The sequence below is a fragment of the Kitasatospora sp. NPDC097691 genome (assembly GCF_040302665.1).
Taxonomy (GTDB): domain Bacteria; phylum Actinomycetota; class Actinomycetes; order Streptomycetales; family Streptomycetaceae; genus Kitasatospora.
Map to the genome: position 1 here is coordinate 104,647 of NZ_JBEORY010000017.1, position 22,428 is coordinate 127,074.

The 22,428-nt window shown below is 73.1% G+C and carries 17 protein-coding genes; 12 read left to right on the forward strand and 5 right to left on the reverse strand.

What is annotated here, in order from left to right:
- Positions 1-48: 48 nt before the first annotated feature.
- The 5 genes from ABTY56_RS15095 (at position 49) to ABTY56_RS15115 (ending at position 5,017) form a co-directional block, all read left to right on the forward strand.
- The gene (locus ABTY56_RS15095; RefSeq protein WP_350629195.1) at positions 49-534 is read left to right on the forward strand and encodes a DUF1453 domain-containing protein; all 486 of its coding nucleotides are present in this window, start codon (positions 49-51) and stop codon (positions 532-534) included.
- 58 nt (positions 535-592) lie between these two features.
- Positions 593-1,753, forward strand: a complete 1,161-nt coding sequence (locus ABTY56_RS15100; RefSeq protein ID WP_350629196.1) for a sensor histidine kinase — start codon at positions 593-595, stop codon at positions 1,751-1,753.
- A complete protein-coding gene (locus ABTY56_RS15105) occupies positions 1,750-2,442 on the forward strand; it encodes a response regulator transcription factor (protein WP_350629197.1) in 693 nt (230 codons plus the stop codon). Before ABTY56_RS15100 ends, ABTY56_RS15105 begins: the two co-directional genes overlap by 4 nt.
- 125 nt (positions 2,443-2,567) lie before the next feature.
- Entirely contained in the window at positions 2,568-3,221 is a 654-nt protein-coding gene (locus ABTY56_RS15110) for a DUF485 domain-containing protein (protein WP_350629198.1), read from the forward strand.
- Positions 3,218-5,017, forward strand: a complete 1,800-nt coding sequence (locus tag ABTY56_RS15115) for a solute symporter family protein (RefSeq protein ID WP_350629199.1) — start codon at positions 3,218-3,220, stop codon at positions 5,015-5,017. Before ABTY56_RS15110 ends, ABTY56_RS15115 begins: the two co-directional genes overlap by 4 nt.
- Positions 5,018-5,199: 182 nt before the next feature.
- On the opposite strand, the gene ABTY56_RS15120 is transcribed toward ABTY56_RS15115, so the two are convergent.
- Both ABTY56_RS15120 and ABTY56_RS15125 read right to left on the reverse strand, forming a co-directional pair.
- The gene (locus ABTY56_RS15120; RefSeq protein WP_350629200.1) at positions 5,200-5,886 is read right to left on the reverse strand and encodes a response regulator; all 687 of its coding nucleotides are present in this window, start codon (positions 5,884-5,886) and stop codon (positions 5,200-5,202) included.
- Positions 5,886-7,502, reverse strand: coding sequence for a sensor histidine kinase (locus ABTY56_RS15125; RefSeq protein ID WP_350629201.1), 1,617 nt, complete (start codon positions 7,500-7,502; stop codon positions 5,886-5,888). Before ABTY56_RS15125 ends, ABTY56_RS15120 begins: the two co-directional genes overlap by 1 nt.
- 376 nt (positions 7,503-7,878) lie before the next feature.
- Here ABTY56_RS15125 and ABTY56_RS15130 point away from each other — a divergent pair, with 376 nt between their 5' ends.
- Genes ABTY56_RS15130 through ABTY56_RS15140 form a run of 3 tightly spaced genes read left to right on the forward strand, consistent with a single transcriptional unit; the run spans position 7,879 to position 10,674 of the window.
- On the forward strand, positions 7,879-8,688 hold the full coding sequence (locus ABTY56_RS15130; RefSeq protein WP_350523335.1) for an ABC transporter ATP-binding protein: 810 nt from the start codon (positions 7,879-7,881) through the stop codon (positions 8,686-8,688).
- The gene (locus ABTY56_RS15135) at positions 8,678-9,559 is read left to right on the forward strand and encodes an ABC transporter permease (RefSeq protein ID WP_350629202.1); all 882 of its coding nucleotides are present in this window, start codon (positions 8,678-8,680) and stop codon (positions 9,557-9,559) included. The genes ABTY56_RS15130 and ABTY56_RS15135 overlap by 11 nt, the downstream gene beginning before the upstream one ends.
- A gap of 38 nt (positions 9,560-9,597) precedes the next feature.
- On the forward strand, positions 9,598-10,674 hold the full coding sequence (locus tag ABTY56_RS15140; protein ID WP_350629203.1) for an ABC transporter substrate-binding protein: 1,077 nt from the start codon (positions 9,598-9,600) through the stop codon (positions 10,672-10,674).
- A 50-nt stretch (positions 10,675-10,724) separates the two neighbouring features.
- On the opposite strand, the gene ABTY56_RS15145 is transcribed toward ABTY56_RS15140, so the two are convergent.
- Positions 10,725-11,627 carry a ferredoxin family protein gene (locus ABTY56_RS15145; protein ID WP_350629204.1) on the reverse strand — a complete coding sequence of 301 codons (903 nt, stop codon included), beginning with the start codon at positions 11,625-11,627 and terminating at the stop codon, positions 10,725-10,727.
- A gap of 357 nt (positions 11,628-11,984) precedes the next feature.
- Positions 11,985-14,435: a DNA gyrase/topoisomerase IV subunit A gene (locus ABTY56_RS15150; protein WP_350629205.1), complete on the reverse strand. Its 2,451-nt coding sequence runs from the start codon at positions 14,433-14,435 to the stop codon at positions 11,985-11,987.
- Between the two features lie 273 nt (positions 14,436-14,708).
- On the opposite strand from ABTY56_RS15150, the gene ABTY56_RS15155 reads away from it, so the two are divergent.
- The 3 genes from ABTY56_RS15155 to ABTY56_RS15165 all read left to right on the forward strand — a co-directional run bounded on the left by ABTY56_RS15155 (position 14,709) and on the right by ABTY56_RS15165 (position 18,968).
- Positions 14,709-16,058, forward strand: a complete 1,350-nt coding sequence (locus tag ABTY56_RS15155) for a M16 family metallopeptidase (protein WP_350629206.1) — start codon at positions 14,709-14,711, stop codon at positions 16,056-16,058.
- Positions 16,059-16,078: 20 nt separating this feature from the next.
- Positions 16,079-17,443 carry a M16 family metallopeptidase gene (locus ABTY56_RS15160; protein ID WP_350629233.1) on the forward strand — a complete coding sequence of 455 codons (1,365 nt, stop codon included), beginning with the start codon at positions 16,079-16,081 and terminating at the stop codon, positions 17,441-17,443.
- 331 nt (positions 17,444-17,774) lie between these two features.
- Positions 17,775-18,968 carry an RtcB family protein gene (locus ABTY56_RS15165; RefSeq protein WP_350629207.1) on the forward strand — a complete coding sequence of 398 codons (1,194 nt, stop codon included), beginning with the start codon at positions 17,775-17,777 and terminating at the stop codon, positions 18,966-18,968.
- 81 nt (positions 18,969-19,049) lie between these two features.
- On the opposite strand, the gene ABTY56_RS15170 is transcribed toward ABTY56_RS15165, so the two are convergent.
- A complete protein-coding gene (locus ABTY56_RS15170) occupies positions 19,050-19,331 on the reverse strand; it encodes an HPr family phosphocarrier protein (RefSeq protein WP_350629208.1) in 282 nt (93 codons plus the stop codon).
- Between the two features lie 227 nt (positions 19,332-19,558).
- Between ABTY56_RS15170 and ABTY56_RS15175 the strand changes: the two genes are divergently transcribed.
- On the forward strand, positions 19,559-22,375 hold the full coding sequence (locus ABTY56_RS15175) for a bifunctional acetate--CoA ligase family protein/GNAT family N-acetyltransferase (protein WP_350629209.1): 2,817 nt from the start codon (positions 19,559-19,561) through the stop codon (positions 22,373-22,375).
- Positions 22,376-22,428: the final 53 nt, after the last annotated feature.

The window sequence follows — 22,428 nt, forward strand, 5'->3', positions numbered from 1 at the left end:
TAGCGTCGGAGAGGTCAGCAGAAGCCTTCCGTCGGGACGGAGATCCCCATGAGCGCCATCGCCAACCTCCTCGTCATCGCCGTGGTGGTGGTCGTGGTTGTCCAGCGCCAGATGCGCGTCCAGCGCCTGGACACCGAGCGCCGCTTCTGGCTGCTGCCGCTGATCCTGGGCGCGCTCGCGCTGCGCGATCCGCAGATCATCGACCACCAGCACACCGGGCTCTCGGCGGCCCTGCTGGCCGCCGGACTGGTCACGGTGCTCGCGATGGGCTCGATCTGGGGCTGGACGGTACGGCTCTGGCGGGACACCGACGGCGCCGTGCTGGCCAAGGGCACCAAGGCCACCATGGCCGCCTGGGGTGGGATGATCGCCGTCCGGGTCGGCCTGTACGGGATCGGCTCGGCGCTGCACGTCCACCAGTCGGGCAGCTCGCTGATGCTGGGCATGGCGGTCATGCTGCTGGTCCGCTCACTCGTGGTGAACTGGCGGGCCCGGATGCTGGACCCCGCGCCGACCACCGCCGTCCTGCACTGATCCACCTGCACTGATCCACCTGCACTGATCAACCGCCGTGAGCACCGAGGAGGCACCCGTGGCCGGGTGGCACTGGACCCGCTGGCCGTCCCGCGAGGGGCTGGAACGCGAGGCCGAGAGCCGGCCGCGGCGGGTCCTCAGCGTGTTCGGCCGGACCGTCCTGCTGGCCGTCGTCGGCTGGGGGACCTTCTCCGACGGCAAGTACGCCGGCTGGGCGGCGGCGGCCGCGGCGGCGGGGCTGGTCGTGGCCGTCGCGCTCTGGGCGCTGTACCTGCGCGTCACCCGGGAGCAGCGCCCGACGGCCTCGTACCTGCTGTCCGCCGCCCTGGTCGGCGGCGCCTGGCTCGCCAACCGGGGGCTGGCCCACACACTGGCCGACTTCCTCTGGATCGGGCTGGCCGTCACGGTACTGATCCGACTGCCGCCCGCGCCCGCGCTGCTCGCTGCCGCGGCCGCGCTGGGTTCCTACACGGCGGCGTCCCCGGCGAGCTGGCTCAGCGTCTGCGCCACCGTCGGGGGTTCCGTCCTGGTCGGATTCCTGCTGCGGTTGGACATCGAGGCGCGCGGCACCGCCCGCCGGCTGCTGGTCCAGGAGCGGGCCGCCCGGGCGGCCGAGGCGGAGAGCGCGGCGCTCGCCGAACGGGCCAGGATCGCCCGGGAGATCCACGACGTGCTCGCCCACAGCCTCTCCGCGCAGCTCGTCCACCTGGAGGCGGCCCGGCTGATGCTGGAGCGCGACACCGACCGCGCGCAGATCCGCGAACGGGTCGTCGCCGCCCGGCGGATGGCGCAGGACGGGCTGGCCGAGACCCGGCAGGCGCTGTCCGCGCTGCGCGGCGAGCTCACCCCGGTCGGGGAGTTCCTGGTCGAACTGTCCGACCGGGAGCGCGCCCCGCTCACCGTGACCGGTACACCCCGGCCGCTGGCCGCCGAGGCCGCGTTGGCGGTGCGGCGCACGGCGCAGGAGGCGGTGACCAACGTCCGCAAACACGCGCCGGGCGCCCGCTGCTCGGTCGAACTGCGCTACCTGGACGACGTGGTCGAGCTGGAAGTGCGCAACACCCGGTCGCCGCGCGGTGAGTCCTCCGGCGAGCTGGCCGCCAGTGGTGGCGGGTACGGTCTGCTGGGAATGCGCGAACGCGCGGAACTGCTCGACGGCACGCTGCTGGCGGGCCCGGATGACGGAGGGTGGCGCGTGCTGCTGCGGGTGCCGGCATGACGGAGGCGGTCACCAGGGTGCTGGTGGCGGACGACCAGACGGTGGTGCGCGAGGGCATCGTGATGCTGCTGGGGCTGCTGCCCGGCATCGAGGTGGTCGGCGCGGCGGGGGACGGGGAGGAGGCCGTCACCCTGGTGGAGCGGCATCACCCCGACGTGGTGCTGATGGACCTCCGGATGCCGCGCTGCGACGGCGTCGAGGCGACCCGGCGGATCCGGGCGGCCCACCCGGAGACCGAAGTCGTGATCCTCACCACCTATGCCGACGACGACTCGCTGTTCCCGGCCCTGCAGGCCGGGGCACGCGGCTACCTCACCAAGGACGCCGGAGCCGACGAGATCGCCCGGGCCATCGCGGACGTCCGGTCGGGCGCGGCCGGGCTCTCGCCGCAGGTCCAACTCCGTTTGCTGGAAAGGCTGTCGGAGCAGCAGGGCCGGTCCGTGCCGACGGTCGAACGGCCCGCCGCCCGGCCGGGGGAACTGCCCGACGGGCTGACCGCCCGGGAGGCCGAGGTGCTGGCGCTGATCGCGGAGGGGCTCTCCAACGCCGAGATCGCCCAACGGCTGTTCGTCAGCCAGGCCACGGTGAAGACGCACATCAACAACCTGTTCGCGAAGACCGCCGTCCGGGACCGCGCGCAGGCGGTCGCGTACGCGTTCCGACACGGAATCACCGGTACGCAGCAGTAGTCGGATGAGTGTCTGTCGGATGATCGATCACCTCATCGAGTGAACGTATCTGCGATGGTCGGAGGGGCTGTCCGGCGGCCACCATCATGGTTCGGGTCAGAACGTCCGGCCGTCCAGGAGCAGCAGTGCCACAGCAACAGGCGAGCAGTCCCGGCCAGGGGCAGCGATTCGACTGGTGGGCCGCTCCGGCCACCGGCATCCCGTCCGACGCGCCGTCCGGTGCCCCGGCCGACGCCCCGTCCGGCGTCGTGCCGGGCGCTCCGTCCGGCGTCCCGTCCGAGCCGTCGGCGCCGCACCGCCGAACGGTCGTGCCGGCGCAGCCGGTGCCCGCCCGGACGGCCCCGGCTCACGCGGCCCCGGGTCACACGGCCCCCGCCCGTCCGGAGCAGCCGGTCGCGGCCGGGCCCGCCGACCCGTCGCCCCACCGGGACGGGCCGGTCGCCGGGGCCGGTCCGGAGGCCGTCGACCGCACCGAGGTCTACCGGGCCGTCCAGGCCAGCGCGGCCTTCCAGGACATCCGCCGCAGCCACCGCTCGTTCGTCTTCCCGGTCGCCGGGGCCTTCCTCGGCTGGTACCTGCTGTACGTCGCCGCCCAGGCGGCCGCCCCCGGCCTGATGCGCACCCGGGTGGCCGGGCCGTTCAACGTGGCCTGGCTGCTCGGCCTGCTGCAGTTCGCCTCCACCTTCCTGCTCACCTGGCTCTACGCCCGCAACGCCCGGACCAAGCGCGACCGCGCCGCCCTGGGCCTGCGCTGGGACACCCAGGACCAACTGCGATGACGAGCGTGATGACGACCCTGATGACCGGTGCGGTGCGGAGCACGGTGACGACCGTGCTGACGACCGCCACCCCGCCCCCCGTCGCCCCCACCGGCGACCACCACTCGCTCGCGATCGTGCTGTTCGCCGTCGTCGTCCTGGTCACCCTCGGCATCACCCTGTGGGTCGGCCGCCAGGGCAACGCCGCCGAGGACTTCTACGCCGGCGGCCGCGACTTCACCCCGCTGCAGAACGGCTTCGCCCTCTCCGGCGACTACCTCTCCGCCGCGTCCTTCCTGGGCGTCGCCGGGCTGATCGCCCTGTACGGCTACGACGGCGTGCTCTACAGCATCGGCTTCCTGGTCGCCTGGCTGGTGGTGCTGATGCTGGTCGCCGAACTCGTCCGCAACGCCGGCCGGTACACGCTCGCCGACGTGCTCGCGCTGCGGCTGCGCCGCCGCAAGGTGCGCGCCGCGGCCGGCGGCGCCAGCGTCGTCGTCACCCTGCTCTACCTGGTCGCCCAGATGGTCGGCGCCGGCTCGCTGGTCGCCCTGCTACTCGGCACCGACAGCCCGCACGCCCGGACCTGGACCATCATCGCGGTCGGCGCCCTGATGATCGTCTACGTCACGATCGGCGGGATGCGGGCCACCACCTGGATCCAGATCATCAAGGCCTTCCTGCTCACCGCCGGTTCGGTGCTGCTCACCGTGCTGCTGGTGGTCCGCTTCCACGGCGACCTCGGCGAGCTGATGCGCCAGGCCGCGCAGCACAGCGGCGCCGGGCACCGCTACCTGGAACCCGGGCTCAAGTACGGGCGCAGCTTCACCAGCCGGCTGGACTTCTTCAGCCTCGGCCTCGCCCTGGTGCTCGGCACCGCCGGCCTGCCGCACATCCTGTCCCGCTTCTACACCGTGCCCACCGCACGCGCCGCGCGCCGCTCCACGATGTGGGCGATCGGCCTGGTCGGCGGCTTCTATCTGATGGCCATCGCGCTCGGCCTCGGCGCCACCGCGCTGGTCGGCTCGGCCGAGGTGCGGCACGCCAACGCGGCCGGGAACACCGCCGTGCCGCTGCTCGCCCTGGTGCTCGGCGGCGGCAACGGCAGCACCGGCGGGGTGGTGCTGTTCGCGCTGATCTCGGCGATCGCCTTCGCCACCATCCTCGCCGTGGTCGCCGGGCTGACCCTGGCCTCCTCGGCGGCCTTCGCCCACGACATCTGGGCCGGGGCCTGGCGCACCCGACCGCGGCGGGCACGGGCAGCGCGCGCCCGGGGGCGCCGCCGTCGGGGCGACGCCGTCCCGGCGACCCGGTCGGCCGAGGGCGTCGCGACGTCCCGGGCGGCGGAGGAGCCGGGACCCGGAGCCGCCGAGCAACAGGAGGTCGTCGTCGCCCGGTTCGCGGCCGGCGGGATCGGCGCGGCGGCGATCGTCATCAGCCTCTACGCCCAGCAGCTGAACGTCGCCTTCCTGGTCGGCCTGGCCTTCGCCGTCGCCGCCTCCGCCAACCTGCCCGTCCTGCTGTACAGCCTGTTCTGGTCGCGGTTCACCACCCGCGGCGCGGTCTGGTCGGTGTACGGCGGGCTGGTCCCGGCCATCGTGCTGGTGGTCTTCTCGCCGGTGGTCTCCGGTACCAAGGTGGCGCTGTTCCCCGGCCTCGACTTCCACTGGTTCCCGCTGGAGAACCCCGGCATCGTCTCCATCCCGCTCGGCTTCCTGGCGGGCTGGATCGGGACGATCACCTCGCCCGAGCCCGCCGACGCGGACCGGTTCGCCGAGCTGGAGGTGCGTGCCCTCACCGGTGCGGGCGCGGCCTGAGCCGTCGCGCCCGGGGAACCCCGGCGGGCCTGGGGCCGCCGGGGTTCCCCCGTGTCCGGGGCCGGTTCCCGCGGCCTGTCCCTGTCCCCGCCCCTTGGTGTGGTCGGCGGTCGGGAGGCCCGGAGCCCGTACCCGGTCAGGGGCCGTGACCGTCGCCCCGGCGCCGCGCCGCAGGCCCGGGGCTATGCGCGGGCCGCCAGCCCGTAGCGGTGCTCCGGGCGGCCGGTGTCGCCGTAGCGCAGGGTCAGCCGCAGCCGGCTGTCCCGTTCCAGCTGCTTGAGGTAGCGCTGCGCCGTGGAGCGGCTCAGCCCGGTGGCGTCGGCGACCTCCTGGGCGGACAGCGGCCGACCCGCCCCGCGCAGCACGCCGAGCACCAGGTCGGTGGTCGGCGCTGAGTGCCCCTTGGGCAGCGTCCCGGCCGGGGCGGCGGCGCTGCGCAGGGTCGCGAACAGCCGGTCCACCTCGTCCTGGCCGGCCTCCCGGGCCGGTGCGGCGAGCGCGTGCCGCAGCTGCGCGTACGCCGCCAGCTTGTCCCGCAGCCCGGCGAAGGTGAAGGGCTTGACCAGGTACTGCAGCGCGCCGTGCTGCATCGCGGCGTGCACCGTCGACACGTCGCGGGCGGCGGTCACCATCATGACGTCGCAGGCCACCTGGCGTTCCCGCAGTCGACGCACCAGGGCCAGGCCGGTCTCGTCGGGCAGGTGGTGGTCGAGCAGCAGCAGGTCCACCGGGCGGCGCTCCAGCGAGGCCAGTGCCTCCGCGGCCGAGTGCGCGGTGCCGGTGACCCGGAAGCCCGGCACCTTGGCCACGTACGCGGCGTGCACGTCGGCGACCCGGAAGTCGTCGTCCACCACGAGTACGTCGATCATCACGCCTCCACGAGCCGATCGGTGAGCAGTGCCTCGGGCAGCTCGACGGTGAACCGGGCGCCGCCCATCGGCCCGGCGTCGAGCACGATCCGGCCGCCGGTCCGCTCGACCAGCCGCCGCACCATCGCCAGCCCCAGCCCGCGCGGACGGTGCGCGGGTGCGTCCTTGCTGGTCCACCCCTCCTCGAAGACCTGCTCGCGCAGCTCCTCCGGCACGCCCGGGCCGCTGTCCGCGACCTGCAGCAGCAGGGTGGAGCCGGACGCCGCCAGGCTCACCTCCACCCGGCCGCCCCCACCCGGCGTCAACGCGTCCACCGCGTTGTCGATCAGGTTGCCGAGCACCGTCACCAGCGCCCGCGCGTCCACCACCGCGTCCGGCAGGTGTGCGGCCGGGGCCAGCGCCAGCCGGGTCCCGCGCTCGCCGGCCACCGCCGTCTTGCCCGCCAGCAGCGCCGCCACGTGCGGATCCTGCACCTGCTCGGCGATCCGCGCGGCGACCACGGCGTGCGAGCCGGACTGCTCCGAGATGAACGCCACGGCCTGCTCGTGCCGGCCCAGTTCCAGCAGGCCCAACAGGGTGTGCATCCGGTTGGCGTGCTCGTGGTCCTGGGCGCGCAGCGCCTCGGTGAGGCTGCGGGTGGTGTCCAGCTCGCGGACCAGCGACTCCAGCTCGGTGCGGTCGCGCAGCGTGACCACCGCGCCGCCCACGGGTCGGTCCCCGAGCTCCGCGGCGGTCGCCATCCGGTTCACCACCAGCACCCGGTCGTCCCGGACGGCCGGCAGGTCGGCGCCGGTGATCCGCCCGGTCAGCACGTCGGTCAGCCGGCCCGGCGGCAGCACCTCGGCGATCGGGCGGCCGGTGCAGTCCCCGGGCAGGCCGAGCAGCCGGACCGCCTCGTCGTTGGCCAGCCGGATCCGGCCGCGCTCGTCCAGCGCGAGCATGCCCTCGCGGATGCCGTGCAGCATCGCCTCCCGCTCCACCAGGAGTGCGGAGATGTCGGCCAGCGCGATGTTGTGGGTGCGGCGCTTGAGCCGGCGGGCCAGCGCCAGTGTGGCGACCGTACCGGCGGCCAGGCCGGCGCCCGCGCACAGCAGGATCCCGGTGAGCATCGTCAGCAGCCGGCGGCGGATCGAGTCGTCGCTGATGCCCACCGACACCTCGCCGACGATCCGGCCGTCCGACATCCGCAGCGGAACCTTGCCGCGCGCGGTGCGGCCCAGGGTGCCCTCCTGGATCGCGGTGACGCTGCGGCCGGCCAGCGCGGGCTCCGGGTCGGTGCTGACCCGGTGGCCGATCCGGCCCGGGTCGGTGTGCGAGAGCCGGATCCCGTCCAGGTCGGTGACCACCACGAAGCTGGCGCCGGTGGCCAGGCGGATCTGCTCGGCGTTGCGCTGCGCGGTCACCACGTCGCGGGCGTCGGCGGCCCGGGCGATCGTCTCGTCGGTCGCGGTGGCCTGGGCGATCGACAGCGCCCGCTGCATCGCGTCGTGGTCCAGCTCGCTGCTGACCGGGGCCAGGAACAGCCCGGCGGTCACGGCGGTGACACCGACGGTGACGACGGTCTGGCTCAGCAGCAGCTGGGCGAAGACCCGGCGGGGCCAGTGGGGGAGCTTCATCCGGGCCTCCTCTCGGCGGCTTCGGGCGGTTTCGCGGGGGTGCGGGGGTGCGGGGTGCGGGGAGTCCTGGGGGCGGGCGGTGCTGCGGGTGGTTCTGCGTCCGGCTGGTTCTGCGGGGGAGCGGGGCGGTTCTCGGGCGGGGGCGGTTCTGGGGCGGGGGCGTGTGCTCGGGAGGAGCCGGGGCGTCCGCGGGTGGGGGTCGGGACACCCTACGTTTCGGGCGGGTTTCTGTCAGCCGCGTCCCCGCAGTTGTAGCGGAAGCAAAACGAGCAGAACACCCCTCAATGCGGAGAAGTCGCACTACGCGAAGAAGGCTCCCGCCGGGGCCGGGGCCGCTCCTACCTTTCCGGGGCAAGCACTGACCCGGGAGGAACGAATGAGCACAACCCCGGCGATCGAGCTGACCGGCGCGACCAAACGGTTCCGCACCCCGTCCGGGGCCCTGCACACCGCCGTCCGCGATCTCGATCTGACCGTCGCCCAGGGCGAGTTCGTCGCCGTCGTCGGCCCCACCGGCTGCGGCAAGTCGACCACGCTGACCCTGGTCAGCGGTCTGGAGGAGCCCACCGAGGGCGAGGTCCGGGTGTACGGCGAGCCCGTCGGCGGGATCGACCCGAAGGTCGGGTTCGTCTTCCAGCAGGACGCCGTCTTCCCCTGGCGCACCGTCCTGTCCAACGTCATGGCCGGCCCGCGATTCCGCGGCGTGCCCGCCGCCGAGGCCAGGGAACGGGCCCGGGACTGGCTGGGCCGGGTCGGCCTCGCCGCCTTCGAGGACCGCTACCCGCACCAGCTGTCCGGCGGCATGCGCAAGCGCGTCGCGCTCGCCCAGACCTTCGTGAACGACCCGGCGATCCTGCTGATGGACGAGCCGTTCTCGGCGCTGGACGTGCAGACCCGCGCCCTCATGTCGGACCAGCTGCTGGAGCTGTGGGCCGGCACGGGCTCGTCCGTCGTCTTCGTCACCCACGACCTGGACGAGGCCATTGCGCTCGCCGACCGGGTCGTCGTCATGACCGCGGGACCGGCCACCGTCAAGGAGGTCTTCACCGTCGACCTGCCACGACCGCGCACCGTGGAGGCCGTCCGGCTGGAACCGAGGTTCGTCGAGCTGTACCGCGAGATCTGGGCCTCGCTCGGCGAAGAGGTGCGCATCACCCGGGAGAGAGGAGCGGGTCGTGCCGCTTGAGACCGCGTCCGAGACCGCATCGCCCGTCGCCGGGAAGCCCCCGGCCGTCACGACGAGAACCGAGGCCCGTGAACGGGCCGCCCGCAACCGGAAGTTGGGCGTCCACGGCGTCAGGGCCGCGGTCCTCGCCGCCTTCCTCGGCCTCTGGGAGGTCTGCGCCCGGACGGGCGTCATCGACCCGTTCAACTTCTCGCAGCCGTCGAGGATCTGGGACCAGATCTGGCAGTGGATCACCCACGGCACCGCGCAGGGCTCGCTCGGCGAGCAGATCGGATACACCCTCTACGAGGCCCTCACCGGCTGGGTGATCGGCGTCGTCGGCGGGGTGCTGCTGGGCATCGCGCTCGGCCGGATCCGCTTCCTGGCGGACGTGTTCGGCCCGTACATCAAGGTGCTCAACGCGATCCCGCGCATCGTGCTGGCGCCGATCTTCCTGATCTGGTTCGGCCTCGGCCCGGCCTCCAAGGTCGCTTCCGCCGTGGTGCTGGTGTTCTTCCCGGTCTTCTTCAACGCCTTCCAGGGCGCCCGCGAGGTGGACCGCAACCTCGTCGCCAACGCCCGCATCCTGGGCGCCGACAACCGCAAGGTCACCCTTCAGGTGGTCATCCCGGCCGCCACCACCTGGATCTTCACCAGCCTGCACGTCAGCTTCGGCTTCGCGCTGATCGGCGCCATCGTCGGCGAGTACATCGGCGCCACCAAGGGCCTCGGCCTGCTCGTCGCGGCCGCCCAGGGCACCTTCAACGCGGCCGGCGTGTACGCCGCCATGACCATCCTCGCCGTCGTCGCGCTGCTCACCGAGGGGCTGCTGACCTTCGCCGAGAAGAAGCTGTTCCGCTGGAAGCCCGCCGACGCGGGCGACGGCCGCTGACACCCCCCGCCGGTAAGAAGAGAGAGGCACCCCCACCCATGCGCCCGAACTCCACTGGCAGAGCCGCTGCCACCGTCCTCGCCGCCGCCCTGCTCCTCCCGCTCTCCGCCTGCGCCAACGACGCCGCCACCGTCGGCCACGGGGCGGTCGCCGCCCCGGCCGGTCAGCAGGTCGACGGGCCCAAGGTCAAGATCATGGTCGGCGGCCTCGACAAGGTCATCTACCTGCCCGCGATGCTCACCCAGCGGCTCGGCTACTTCGCCGAGGCCGGCGTCAACGTCGAGCTGATGACCGAGCCCGCCGGCGTCAACGCCACCACCGCCCTGCTCGCCGGGGACGTCCAGGGCGCCGTCGGCTTCTACGACCACACCATCGACCTGCAGGCCAAGGGCAAGAACGTCGAGTCCGTGGTGCAGTTCGCCCAGGCGCCCGGCGAGGTCGAGGTGGTCTCCACCAAGCAGGCCGACGCCGTCAGGTCCGGCGCCGACTTCAAGGGCAAGAAGCTCGGCGTCACCAGCATCGGCTCCTCGACCGACTTCCTCACCAAGTACCTCGCGGTCAAGAACGGCGCCGCCGTCAGCGAGTTCAGCCCGATCGCGGTCGGCGCCGGCCAGACCTTCATCGCCGCCCTCCAGCAGGGCAGCATCGACGCCGGGATGACCACGGACCCGACCGTCACCACCATCCTGGACAAGGGCCTCGGCAAGGTCCTCTACGACATGCGCACCCCCGAGGGCTCCCGCCAGGCCCTCGGCGGGCTGTACCCGTCGTCCTCGCTGTACATGAACATCGACTGGGTGGAGAAGAACAAGGACACCACCCAGAAGCTCGCCAACGCCTTCGTGAAGACCCTCAGGTGGATGTCCACCCACACCCCCGAGGAGATCGCCGCGAAGATGCCCGCCGACTACGCGCAGGGCGGCGCCGAGCAGTACGCGGCGGCGATCAAGGCGACGCTGCCGATGTTCACCACGGACGGCGTGATGCCGGCCGACGGCCCGAAGACCGTGCTCTCGGTGCTCGCGGCGTTCCACCCGGACGTCAAGGGCAAGGAGGGGTCGATCGACCTGTCCAAGACGTACACCACGGAGTTCGTCGGCAAGGCCACCGGCTGACCACCCGGCGCCGCGGTCCCGCGCTCACCCCCACGGGCGCGGGGCCGCCTTCACAGGCCCCGGACCGACAGCACGTCCATCCGCGACGGCGTCCCCGCCGCCTTGCCGCAGCTCTCCGGACGCGCCGGCTCGCTCGCCGACTCGATCACGTCCACCTCCCAGGCCCGACCGTCCCGGTGCAGCACCGTCACCAGCCAGCGGCCCGCGCCGTCCGGCCGCTGGGTGAGCGTCAGCGCGTCCACCCCGGTCTCACCGGTCGCCAGCCGCACCGCGTGCTCGGCAGCCTGGCCCGGACGCTCCCAGCCCGAGCAGCCCCGCGACCACTCCGGCACCATGTGCCCGGAGGCCGTCGCCGCCAGCACCTCCTTGGCGCTCTCCGCCGTCAGCCGCCCGTACGCGTAGCCGTACGGCAGCACCAGCATCGTCGGGGAGAAGCGGTGCCCGCCCAGGTGCGTCACCTCCCACACCTCGCTGTGTCCGGCCGCCGCCAGCTCCGCCGCGAGCGGACGGCCCAGCAGCGCGCAGCAGCGGTCCCGCCGCCCGTTGGTGCACACCAGCGCCACCGGGCCGCCGACGTGCTCCGCCCCGAAACCGGTGTGGTCGCCCGCGCCGAGCGCCGAGAAGTCCAGCCCCAGCAGCTCCGCCGGGTCCGCCACCTGCGCCCGGCGCACCCAGCCGCGGCCGGGCACCGTGTGCGCCACGATCACCTCGTGCCGCGCCGTCGGCAGGCAGTCCGCGTGCCGCCCCGGCCGCCGGACCAGCGCCACCCGCACGCCCGTCCCCGCCGCGGCCTCCTCCAGCGCCCGCCCGACCGCCGCGTCCAGATGGCTCTCGTGCAGCGCCTTCGCACCCCACGGCCCGTTCTGCTCCACCAGCAGCCAGGTGCTCGCCACCGCCGCGGTCGCGGCCAGCGGCTCCGAAAGTTCACGCGACAACGTCGCACAGGTGCTCACCCGGGCAAGGCTACCCTCACCTGATCGCCCTCTCCCGATCATCCGAAGGCGGCCTTCACCCGCTGTGCCACCTCCGCGTCCACCGTGTCGTACTGCGGTGCGGGGACGGTCGGGAGGTCGGCGAACTCCAGGCGGGTACTGCGGACGACGCTCAGCACGCCGTCGACGAGCGGGACCGCCAGGCCGTCCGGCGGGGGGCGACCCCGGATTTCCGAGCGGGCCTGCACGCAAAAGCGGAGCGGGCACGGAAAAGCGGAGCGGGCACGAAAGAGCAGAGCGGGCACGAAAGAGCAGAGCGGGCACGAAAAGCGGAGGGGTACCGGAGGCATCCGGTACCCCTCCGCCGGGTGCGGGCCGTTACGCCGGGCCGGCGACCACCGAGACCGGGGTGGTGACCGGGGTGCCGGAGCCGTCGCGGCGGGGGTCGCGCTCGGGGAGGTCGACCGGCACGCCCTTGGCCGCGGCGGCGCGCGCCGGGGCGGCGCCGGCCCAGGCGAAGGCCAGGGCGTCCTCGCCGCGCAGGAAGCGCTGGCAGCGGACGCCGCCGGTGGCGCGGCCCTTGCGCGGGTACTGCTCGAACGGGGTGACCTTCCAGGTCGTCTGCTCACCGTCGGCGAGCGTGCCGGAGGCGGTGGCAACCGAGACCACCACGGCGTCGGCGGCCGGATCGACCGCGGTGAAGGACAGCACCCGAGCGCCGTCGGAGAGCTTGATACCGGCCATGCCGCCGGCCGGGCGGCCCTGCGGACGGACCTGGCCCGCCGGGTAGCGCAGCAGCTGCGCGTCCGAGCTGATGAAGACCAAGTCCTCCTCGCCGGTGCGCAGTTCGACCGCGCCGACCAGCTCGTCACCCTCCTTGAGGGCGATCACCTCGAACTCGTCCTTGTTCGCCGGCCACTCGGGCACCACCCGCTTCACCACGCCCTGCAGCGTGCCCAGCGCCAGCCCCGGCGAGGACTCGTCCAGCGTGGTCAGCGCCAGCACCCGCTCCCCGGCCTCCAGCCGCAGGAACTCGCCCACCGCGGCCCCGCCCGCCAGGTTCGGCGACGGGGTCGGCGGCATCGCGGGCAGGTCGATCACCGGCAGCCGCAGCACCCGGCCCGCGGACGTCACCACGCCCACGTCGGCACGGGCCGTCGCGTGCACCGCCGACACGATCACATCGTGCTTCGAGCGCTTCTCCGACAGCTCGAACGGCTCCCCGTCCGCCGTCCGCGCCAGCAGACCGGTCGACGACAGCAGCACCCGGCACGGGTCGTCCGCGACCTCCAGCGGCACCGCCAGCGCCGCCGACGGCGCCGCCCCCGCCTCCAGCAGGACTGTCCGCCGCTCCGTGCCGAACTGCTTCGCCACCGCGCCCAGTTCGGACGACACCACGCTGCGCAGCCTGGTGTCCGACTCCAGGATCTCGGTCAGCTCCGCGATCTCCGCGGTCAGCTTCGCCTTCTCCTGCTCCAGCTCCACCCGGTCGAACCGGGTGAGCCGGCGCAGCGGGGTGTCCAGGATGTACGCGGTCTGCGTCTCCGACAGCGAGAAGCGCTCCATCAGGCGCTCCTTCGCCTGCTGCGCGTTGTCACTCGACCGGATGATCGCGATGACCTCGTCGATGTCGAGCAGCGCCACCAGCAGGCCCTCGACCAGGTGCAGCCGCTCCTCGCGCTTGCGGCGGCGGAAGTCGCTGCGCCGGCGCACCACGGTGAAGCGGTGGTCGACGTAGACCTCCAGCAGCTCCTTCAGGCCCAGCGTCAGCGGCTGCCCGTCCACCAGCGCCACGTTGTTGATGCCGAAGGTCTCCTCCATCGGCGTCAGCTTGTAGAGCTGTTCGAGCAGCGCCTCCGGCACGAAGCCGTTCTTGACCTCGATCACCAGCCGCAGCCCGTGCTCGCGGTCCGTCAGGTCCTTGACGTCCGCGATGCCCTGCAGCTTCTTCGCGTTGACCAGGTCCTTGATCTTCGAGATGACCTTCTCCGGGCCGACGTTGTACGGCAGCTCGGTGACCACGATGCCCTTGCGGCGGGCCGTCACCGCCTCCACCGTCGTCGTCGCCCGGATCTTGAACGTGCCGCGGCCGGACTCGTAGGCGTCCCGGATCCCGGACAGGCCCACGATCCGCCCGCCGGTCGGCAGGTCCGGACCGGGGACGAAGCGCATCAGCGTGTCCAGGTCCGCGTTCGGGTGCTTGATCAGGTGCCGAGCCGCAGCCACCACCTCGGACAGGTTGTGCGGCGGCATGTTCGTCGCCATGCCCACCGCGATGCCCGTCGCGCCGTTCACCAGCAGGTTCGGGAACGCGGCCGGCAGCGCCAGCGGCTCCTGCTCGCTGCCGTCGTAGTTCGGGCCGAAGTCGACGGTGTCCTCGTGGATCGACTCCACCATGGCCATCGACGCCGCGGTGAGCCGCGACTCGGTGTAGCGCATCGCGGCCGGCGGGTCGTCGTTGCCCAGCGAACCGAAGTTGCCGTGCCCGTCGATCAGCGGCAGCCGCATCGAGAACGGCTGGGCCATGCGCACCACGGAGTCGTAGATCGACGCGTCACCGTGCGGGTGCAGCCGGCCCATCACCTCGCCCACGACACGGGCGCACTTCACGTGCGCGCGGTCCGGGCGCAGGCCCATCTCGTTGGCCTGGTACAGGATCCGGCGGTGCACCGGCTTCAGACCGTCCCGCGCGTCGGGCAGCGCACGCGAGTAGATCACCGAGTAGGCGTACTCCAGGAAGGAGCCCTGCATCTCGTCCACGACGTCGACGTCGAGGATCCGCTCCTCGAAGTCTCCGGGCGGCGGGGTCTGCGAACTGCGGCGGGCCATCGCGGCGGGGCTCCCTTACGTGTCGCTGGCAGTGTGTCGGTCGGTCGGCGGCCGATCGGTGCCGTCCCGTCGCCGAACCCGTCAACCGGGCGTGGTCGACAGGGCGCGGCGCCCCCATTGTGGACCCTCGCGCCGACACTCCCGGTCAGCGGCCCTCTTCCGCCCCTGGCGAACGCCCCGTCCGCGCGGACACGAACACGGCTCCCGCACGTTGCACCACAATGGGGGACGCCACACGAACCCCGACATCGACGACGGGAAGGACCCGAGCGCATGGCCAACCCGGCCCCCGCCTCCAGCCGAGGCATCGCCATCACCGAGCACCGCCTGGCCAACGGCCTGCGCGTCGTCCTCTCCGAGGACCACCTCACCCCGGTCGCCGCCGTGTGCCTCTGGTACGACGTGGGCTCCCGCCACGAGGTCAAGGGCCGCACCGGCCTCGCCCACCTCTTCGAGCACCTGATGTTCCAGGGCTCCGCCAACGTCTCCAACAACGGCCACTTCGAACTGGTCCAGGGCGCCGGCGGCTCGCTCAACGGCACCACCAGCTTCGAGCGCACCAACTACTTCGAGACCATGCCCGCCCACCAGCTGGAGCTCGCCCTCTGGCTGGAGGCCGACCGCATGGGCTCGCTGCTCGCCGCACTCGACGACACGTCCATGGAGAACCAGCGCGACGTCGTCAAGAACGAGCGCCGCCAGCGCTACGACAACGTCCCGTACGGCACCGCCTTCGAGAAGCTCACCGCGCTCTCCTTCCCCGACGGCCACCCGTACCACCACACGCCCATCGGCTCCATGGCGGACCTCGACGCGGCCACGCTGGAGGACGCCCGGACGTTCTTCCGCACCTACTACGCGCCGAACAACGCCGTCCTGTCCGTCGTCGGCGACATCGACCCCGAGCAGACCATCGCCTGGGTCGAGAAGTACTTCGGCTCCATCCCCGCCCACGACGGCAAGCAGCCCCCGCGCTCCGGCGAACTCCCCGACACCATCGGCCGCGAGCTCCGCGAGGAGATCCACGAGGACGTCCCGTCCCGCGCCCTGATGGCCGCCTACCGCCTCCCGCACGACGGCACCCGCGAGGCCGACGCCGCCGACCTCGCCCTCACCATCCTCGGCAGCGGCGAGTCCAGCCGCCTCTACAACCGGCTCGTCCGCCGCGACCGTACCGCCGTCGCCGCCGGCTTCGGCCTGCTGCGCCTGGCCGGTGCCCCCAGCCTCGGCTGGCTCGACGTGAAGACCTCCGGCGACGCCACCATCGCGCAGATCGACGCCGCCGTCGACGAGGAGCTCGCCCGCTTCGCCGCCGAGGGCCCCACGCCCGAGGAACTGGAGCGCGCCCAGGCCCAGATCGAGCGCGAGTGGCTGGACCGGCTGACCACGGTCGCCGGCCGCGCCGACGAACTCTGCCGCTACGCCGTGCTGTTCGGCGACCCCAAGCTGCTCAACGACGCCCTCCCCAAGGTCCTCGACGTCACCGCCGAGGAGGTCCAGGCCGTCGCCAAGGCCCGGATCCACCCCGACAACCGGGCCGTCCTCGTCTACGAGCCGACCGCTGCCGACGCCGACTCCGACACCGACTCCGACGCTTCCGAAGAGGAGGGTGCCGCCGTATGAGCACCGACTACGTCCCCGCCATGACCTTCCACCCCCAGCCGCAGCCCGGCACCCCCAGCCCGTGGGCCTTCCCCGCCCCCGAGCGGGCCGCCCTCGGCAACGGCATCACCGTCCTGCACTGCCACCGGCCCGGCCAGCAGCTGGTCGCCGTCGAGGTCCTCGTCGACGCCCCGCTCGCCGCCGAGCCCGAGGGCCTCGACGGCATCGCCGCGATCCTCGCCCGCGCCCTCAACGAGGGCACCGACACCCTCAGCGCCGAGGAGTTCGCCGGTGAGCTCGAACGGGCCGGCGCCACCCTGGACGCGCACGCCGACCACCCGTGCATCCGGGTCTCCCTGGAGGTGCCGGCCTCCCGGCTCCAGCGCGGCCTCTCCCTGCTCGCCGACGCCCTGCGCGCCCCCGCGCTTCCCGAGGCCGAGATCGAGCGCCTGGTCGCCAACCGCCTCGACGAGATCGTCCACGAGCAGGCCAACCCCGCGCGGCGCGCCGCCAAGGCCCTCTACGCCGAGCTCTTCGACGCCGCCGACCGGCTCTCCCGGCCCCGCGCCGGCACCGCCGACACGGTCAAGTCGATCGACCGCGCCGCCGTCAAGGCCTTCTACGAGGCCCACGTGCGCCCCGCGACGAGCACCGTCGTCGTGGTCGGCGACCTCACCGGCGTCGACCTGCCCGCCCTCCTGGAGAGCACCCTCGGCACCTGGACCGGCTCGGCCGCCGAGGCCTCCGCGCACGCCCCGGTCACCGGCGACGACCGCGGCCGCGTCGTCATCGTGGACCGCCCCGGCTCGGTCCAGACCCAGCTGCTCATCGGCCGGATCGGCCCCGACCGCCACGACCCGGTCTGGGCCGCCCAGACCCTCGGCACCTACTGCCTGGGCGGCACCCTCACCTCCCGCCTCGACCGCGTCCTGCGAGAGGAGAAGGGCTACACCTACGGCGTCCGCTCCTTCGCCCAGCCGCTGCGCTCCGCCGCCGACGGCAGCGGGCGCTCGCTGCTCGCCATCAGCGGCTCGGTGGACACCGCCTCCACCGCCCCGGCGCTCGCCGACACCTGGACCATCCTGCGCACCCTCGCCGCCGAGGGCCTCACCGACGCCGAGCGCGACGAGGCCGTGCAGTTCCTGGTCGGCGTCGCCCCGTTGAAGTACGAGACCGCGGGCTCGGTGGCCGGCACCCTGGCCGACCAGGTCGAGCAGTACCTGGCGGACGACTACCAGGCCGAGATCTACCGGCAGCTCGCCGAACTGCCCACCGCCGCCGCCACCGAGGCGGTCGTCGCGGCGTTCCCGCCGGACCGCCTGGTCACCGTCCTGGTCGGCGACGCGGCCGCGATCGCCGACGACGTGCGGGCGCTCGGCATCGGCGAGGTCACGGTCGTCAGCTGACCGGTTGATCCGCACCGACGGACCGGCCCGGTGGAGCACCTGCTCCGCCGGGCCGACGCGTTTTTAAATGCCTTGCGGGCCCTGCCGGTTCCGTGGATAGATGTTCCCCGACGCACAGCACGTGCGAACGCGGATCGGGACGAACGAAGGGAGGCGGTCACCATGCGGGTCGAGCGAGCCATACGACGACGCTCCCCACGGCCGCACTCCTCCCGTGCCACCGCCCTGGGCGTCTGAGCCCACCCCTGAACTTCCCCGAGCCGCGCCGGGATTCCTTCGCGCGGCACCCCATTTTCTCGTGAACCACCCGACCCGTGGAGGTCGTTCGATCATGACGTACACCGAGGTGCCCGGCGTCCGGGTGCCGATCCGGATGTGGACCGACCCGGCGACGGTCGAGGGCCAGGCCCTGCAGCAGCTGCGCAACATCAGCTCCCTGCCCTGGCTGCGCGGCCTCGCCGTGATGCCCGACGTCCACCTGGGCAAGGGCGCGACGGTCGGCTCCGTCATCGCCATGAAGGACGCGGTCTGCCCGGCGGCGGTCGGCGTCGACATCGGCTGCGGGATGAGCGCGGTGAAGACCTCGCTCACCGCCGACGACCTTCCGGACGACCTGTCCGGCCTGCGCAACAAGATCGAGCAGACCATCCCGGTCGGCCGCGGCCTGCACACCGACCCGGTCGACCCGGCCAAGCTGCAGGGCTTCCGGGCAGGCGGTTGGGACGACTTCTGGCGGCGCTTCGACGACATCGCGGAGGACGTCAAGTGGCGCCGCGAGCGGGCGATGCAGCAGATGGCGACGCTGGGCGGAGGAAATCACTTCATCGAATTGTGCGTCGATACGACCGGCGCGGTCTGGCTGATGCTGCACTCCGGTTCCCGCAACATCGGCAAGGAGCTGGCGGAGCACCACATGGGCGTCGCCCGCTCGCTGCCGCACAACCAGGGCCTGATCGACCGGGATCTGGCGGTCTTCCTCGCGAAGACCCCGGAGATGGGCGCCTACCGCCAGGACCTCTTCTGGGCGCAGGAGTACGCGAAGCACAACCGCGCGGTCATGATGGCGCTCTTCCAGGGCGTCGTCCGGCGCGAGTTCGCCAAGGCCGAGGTCACCTTCGACGAGGTGATCAGCTGCCACCACAACTACGTGGCGGAGGAGCGGTATGACGGTGTCGACCTGCTGGTGACCCGCAAGGGCGCGATCCGGGCCGGCTCCGGCGACCTCGGGATCATTCCGGGTTCGATGGGGACGGGCTCCTACATCGTCCGCGGCCTGGGCAACGCGTCGTCGTTCAACTCGGCCTCGCACGGCGCCGGCCGCAAGATGAGCCGCAACGCCGCGAAGAAGCGGTTCACCACGCGGGACCTGGCCGAGCAGACCGCAGGCGTGGAGTGCCGCAAGGACAGCGGCGTGGTGGACGAGATCCCGGGCGCGTACAAGAACATCGAGAAGGTCATCGAGCAGCAGAAGGACCTCGTCGAGGTGGTCGCGCACCTCAAGCAGGTCGTCTGCGTCAAGGGCTGACCAGGTCGGCCGGGGCTGACCACAACAGATCGGGGTGCCGCCGGGATTCCGGCGGCACCCCGATCGGGCGTTCGTGAGGCCTCAGGCCGCGGCGGGGAGCTCGTCGAGGCCTTCCTGGACGAGCTTGGCGAGGCGGTCGAGCGCGTCGTCGGCGTTCGCGGCGTCGGAGGCCAGGACGACCTCGTCGCCGCCCTGGGCGCCCAGGGCGAGGAGGCCGAGCATGGAAGCGGCGTTGACCGGGTTGCCGCCGGGCTTGGCGATGGTGATCGGCACGCCGGTGGCCGTGACGGCCCGGACGAAGATGGAGGCGGGACGGGCGTGCAGGCCCTCGGCCCAACCGATGGTGACGCGGCGCTCAGCCATGAGACGTGCCTTTCCGGTGAAGCTGGTCACGGCCGTGCTCGGGGGAGCGGGGGAAGCGGCCATGTTGTCTAGACCAGTGTTGCACGCAGGCGACCCCGGCGAGCCGCCGCGTTCAGGAGTTGTGATTGTTTCTTTTCGGGGCATAAACCCCGGCCATTGGTCCCGTTCACCCTGCCGTGGGCACGCACCCGGCGCCATTCGGCCCGCCGCCGGATAGCCTGACGAATGTGGACGACTCCGCGGCAGTGAACCCCGAGCAGCAACCGGACTATCCGCAGCACTGGGAGGCGGACATCCTGCTGCGCGACGGTGGTACGGCCCGGATCCGGCCGATCACGCCCGCCGACGCGGGGCGCCTCGTGGAGTTCTACGAGCAGGTCTCGGAACAGTCCAAATACTTCCGTTTCTTCGCCCCTTATCCCCGGCTCTCCGACAAGGACGTCCGCCGCTTCACCCACCACGACTTCGTGAACCGGGTCGGTCTCGCGGTCGTGGTCCGGGACCATTTCATCGCCACCGTCCGGTACGACCGGATCGACGCCGAGGGCCGTCCCTCCGCCACCGGCACCGACGCCGAGGTGGCCTTCCTGGTGCAGGACGCCCACCAGGGCCGCGGGGTGGCCTCGGCCCTGCTGGAGCACATCGCGGCCGTCGCGCAGGAGCGCGGCATCCGCCGCTTCCAGGCCGAGGTGCTGCCGGAGAACCGGAAGATGGTGAAGGTCTTCACGGACGCCGGCTACACCCAGCACCGCAGCTTCGCCGACGGCGTGGTGCACCTGGAGTTCGACCTCGAACAGACCGACCGCTCGCTCGCCGTGATGCGCGCCCGCGAGCACCGCGCCGAGGCGCGCTCCGTGCAGCGGCTGCTCACCCCGCGCTCGGTCGCGGTGATCGGGGTCTCCCGCACCCCGCAGACGGTCGGCCGGGCGATCCTGCGCGACCTGCTGGGCAGCGCCCCGGCCGAGTGCCCGGTCTACGTGGTGAACCGCAACGCCCCGCCCGGCACGGAGCTGGACGGTGTCCCGGTGCACCGGTCGATCCTGGAGATCCCCGGACCGGTGGACCTCGCGGTGGTCACCGTTCCCGAGGGCGCCGTCCCGGCCGCCGTCGCCGAGTGCGGCGCCCACGGCGTACAGGGGCTGGTGGTGCTCACCGCCGGCTACGCGGAGACCGGTCCGGAGGGCCGGGACCGGCAGCGCGCGCTGGTCCGCCAGGCCCGCGCGGCGGGGATGCGGGTGATCGGCCCGAACGCCTTCGGCCTGATCAACACCGACCCGGCGAACCCGCTGAACGCCTCGCTCGCACCGCGCCTGCCCGGCCGCGGCGGCTTCGGGATCTTCTGCCAGTCCGGCGCGATCGGCGTGGCCCTGCTGGAGGCCGCCCACAGGCGCGGTCTCGGGGTCTCCTCCTTCGCCTCGGTCGGCAACCGCGCCGACGTCTCCGGCAACGACTTCCTGCAGTACTGGGCCGAGGACGAGGCCACCCAGGTCGTCCTGCTGTACCTGGAGTCCTTCGGCAACCCGCGCAAGTTCACCCGGATCGCCCGCCGGCTGGCCGCCGTCAAGCCGGTCGTGGTGGTCAAGGGCGCCCGGCACACCGGCAGCCTGCCGCCCGGCCACGCCGTCCCGGCCACCGCCACCGGCCTGCGCGACGAGACCGTCGACGCGCTGTTCGAACAGGCGGGCGTCATCAGGGTCGCGACCATCACCGAGCTGTACGACACCGGCGAGCTGCTGGCGCAGCAGCCGCTGCCGTCGGGGGACCGGGTCGCCGTGGTCGGCAACTCGGACTCGCTCGGCCTGCTCACCTACGACGCCCTGCTGAGCGCCGGCCTGCGCCCGCGGACCCCCGTGGACCTGACCACGGCCGCGACCGGCGAGAACTTCCGGATCGCGCTGGACGTCGCCCTCGCCGACCCCGCCGTGGACGCGGTGATCGCCGTCGCCATCCCTCCGATCGGTACCTCCGCACACGCCTTCATGGGCGGCCGGCTCACCGGCGAGGACGACCCCGAGATGGGCTCCGACGACCCGGAGATCGCCGCCGCCCTGCTCGAAGCCGGACAACGCGCCAAGGAGTTGGGCAAGCCGCTGCTGCTGGCCCACCTGGCGCTCACCGACCTGCCGGCCCGGCTGCGCCCCGGCGGCATCCCCGCGTACGCGGCGCCCGAGCGGGCCGTGCGCGCCCTCGCCCACGCCGTCCACTACGCGCAGTGGCGCAGCCGGACGGCCGAGGCGGAGGAGACCGCGCGCGTCCCCGAGCTGGACCGGATCGACGAGCCCGGTGCCCGCACGCTGGTGGAGGCGGTGCTGAGCACCCGGGCCGCGATCGCCGCGCGCACCCAGCCCGGCGGTGCCCGGATCACCCTGCCGGACGCCGAGGCCCGCGAACTGCTGGCCCGCTACGGCATCGACGTCTCGCCGACGCTGCCCGCCCCGGACGAGGAGTCGGCCGTCGCGGCGGCGGCCTCGCTCGGCTACCCGGTGGCCCTGAAGGCGACCGCCCCGCACCTGCGCCACCGTCCCGACCTGGGCAGTGTCCGGCTGGACCTGACCGGCGAGCCGGGCCTGCGCCGTGCCCACCGCGAGCTGGACGCACTGCTCGGCGGCGCCGCGCAGGCCGAGCTGGTGGTGCAGCGGCTGGCGCCGCGCGGGGTGGACACGGTGATCGGCGCCACGGTGGACCCTGCGGTCGGCGCGATCCTGTCCTTCGGTCTGGCGGGCGCGCCGGCCGAACTGTTGGGCGACACGGCGCACCGATTGGTTCCGGCCACCGACCAGGAGGTCGCCGGGCTGATCCGGGAGGTGCGGGCCGCGCCGCTGCTGTTCGGCTGGCGCGGGGCCGAGGCGGTGGACACCGGCGCCCTGGAGGAGCTGCTGCTCAGGGTGTCGCAGCTGGTGGACGACGTTCCGGAGATCGCCTCGGTGGATCTCGAACCCGTGGTCGTGGCCCCGCACGGGCTGGCGATCCTGGGGGCGCGGGTGCGGGTCGCGCCCCTGCCGGTCCGCAGCGATCTGGGCCCGCGCGCGATGAGCACGCTGTAACCTTCCTTGGTTGCGCCCTGCCCGGGCGCTGTTGTCCGAAGCTCGGCGCCGTG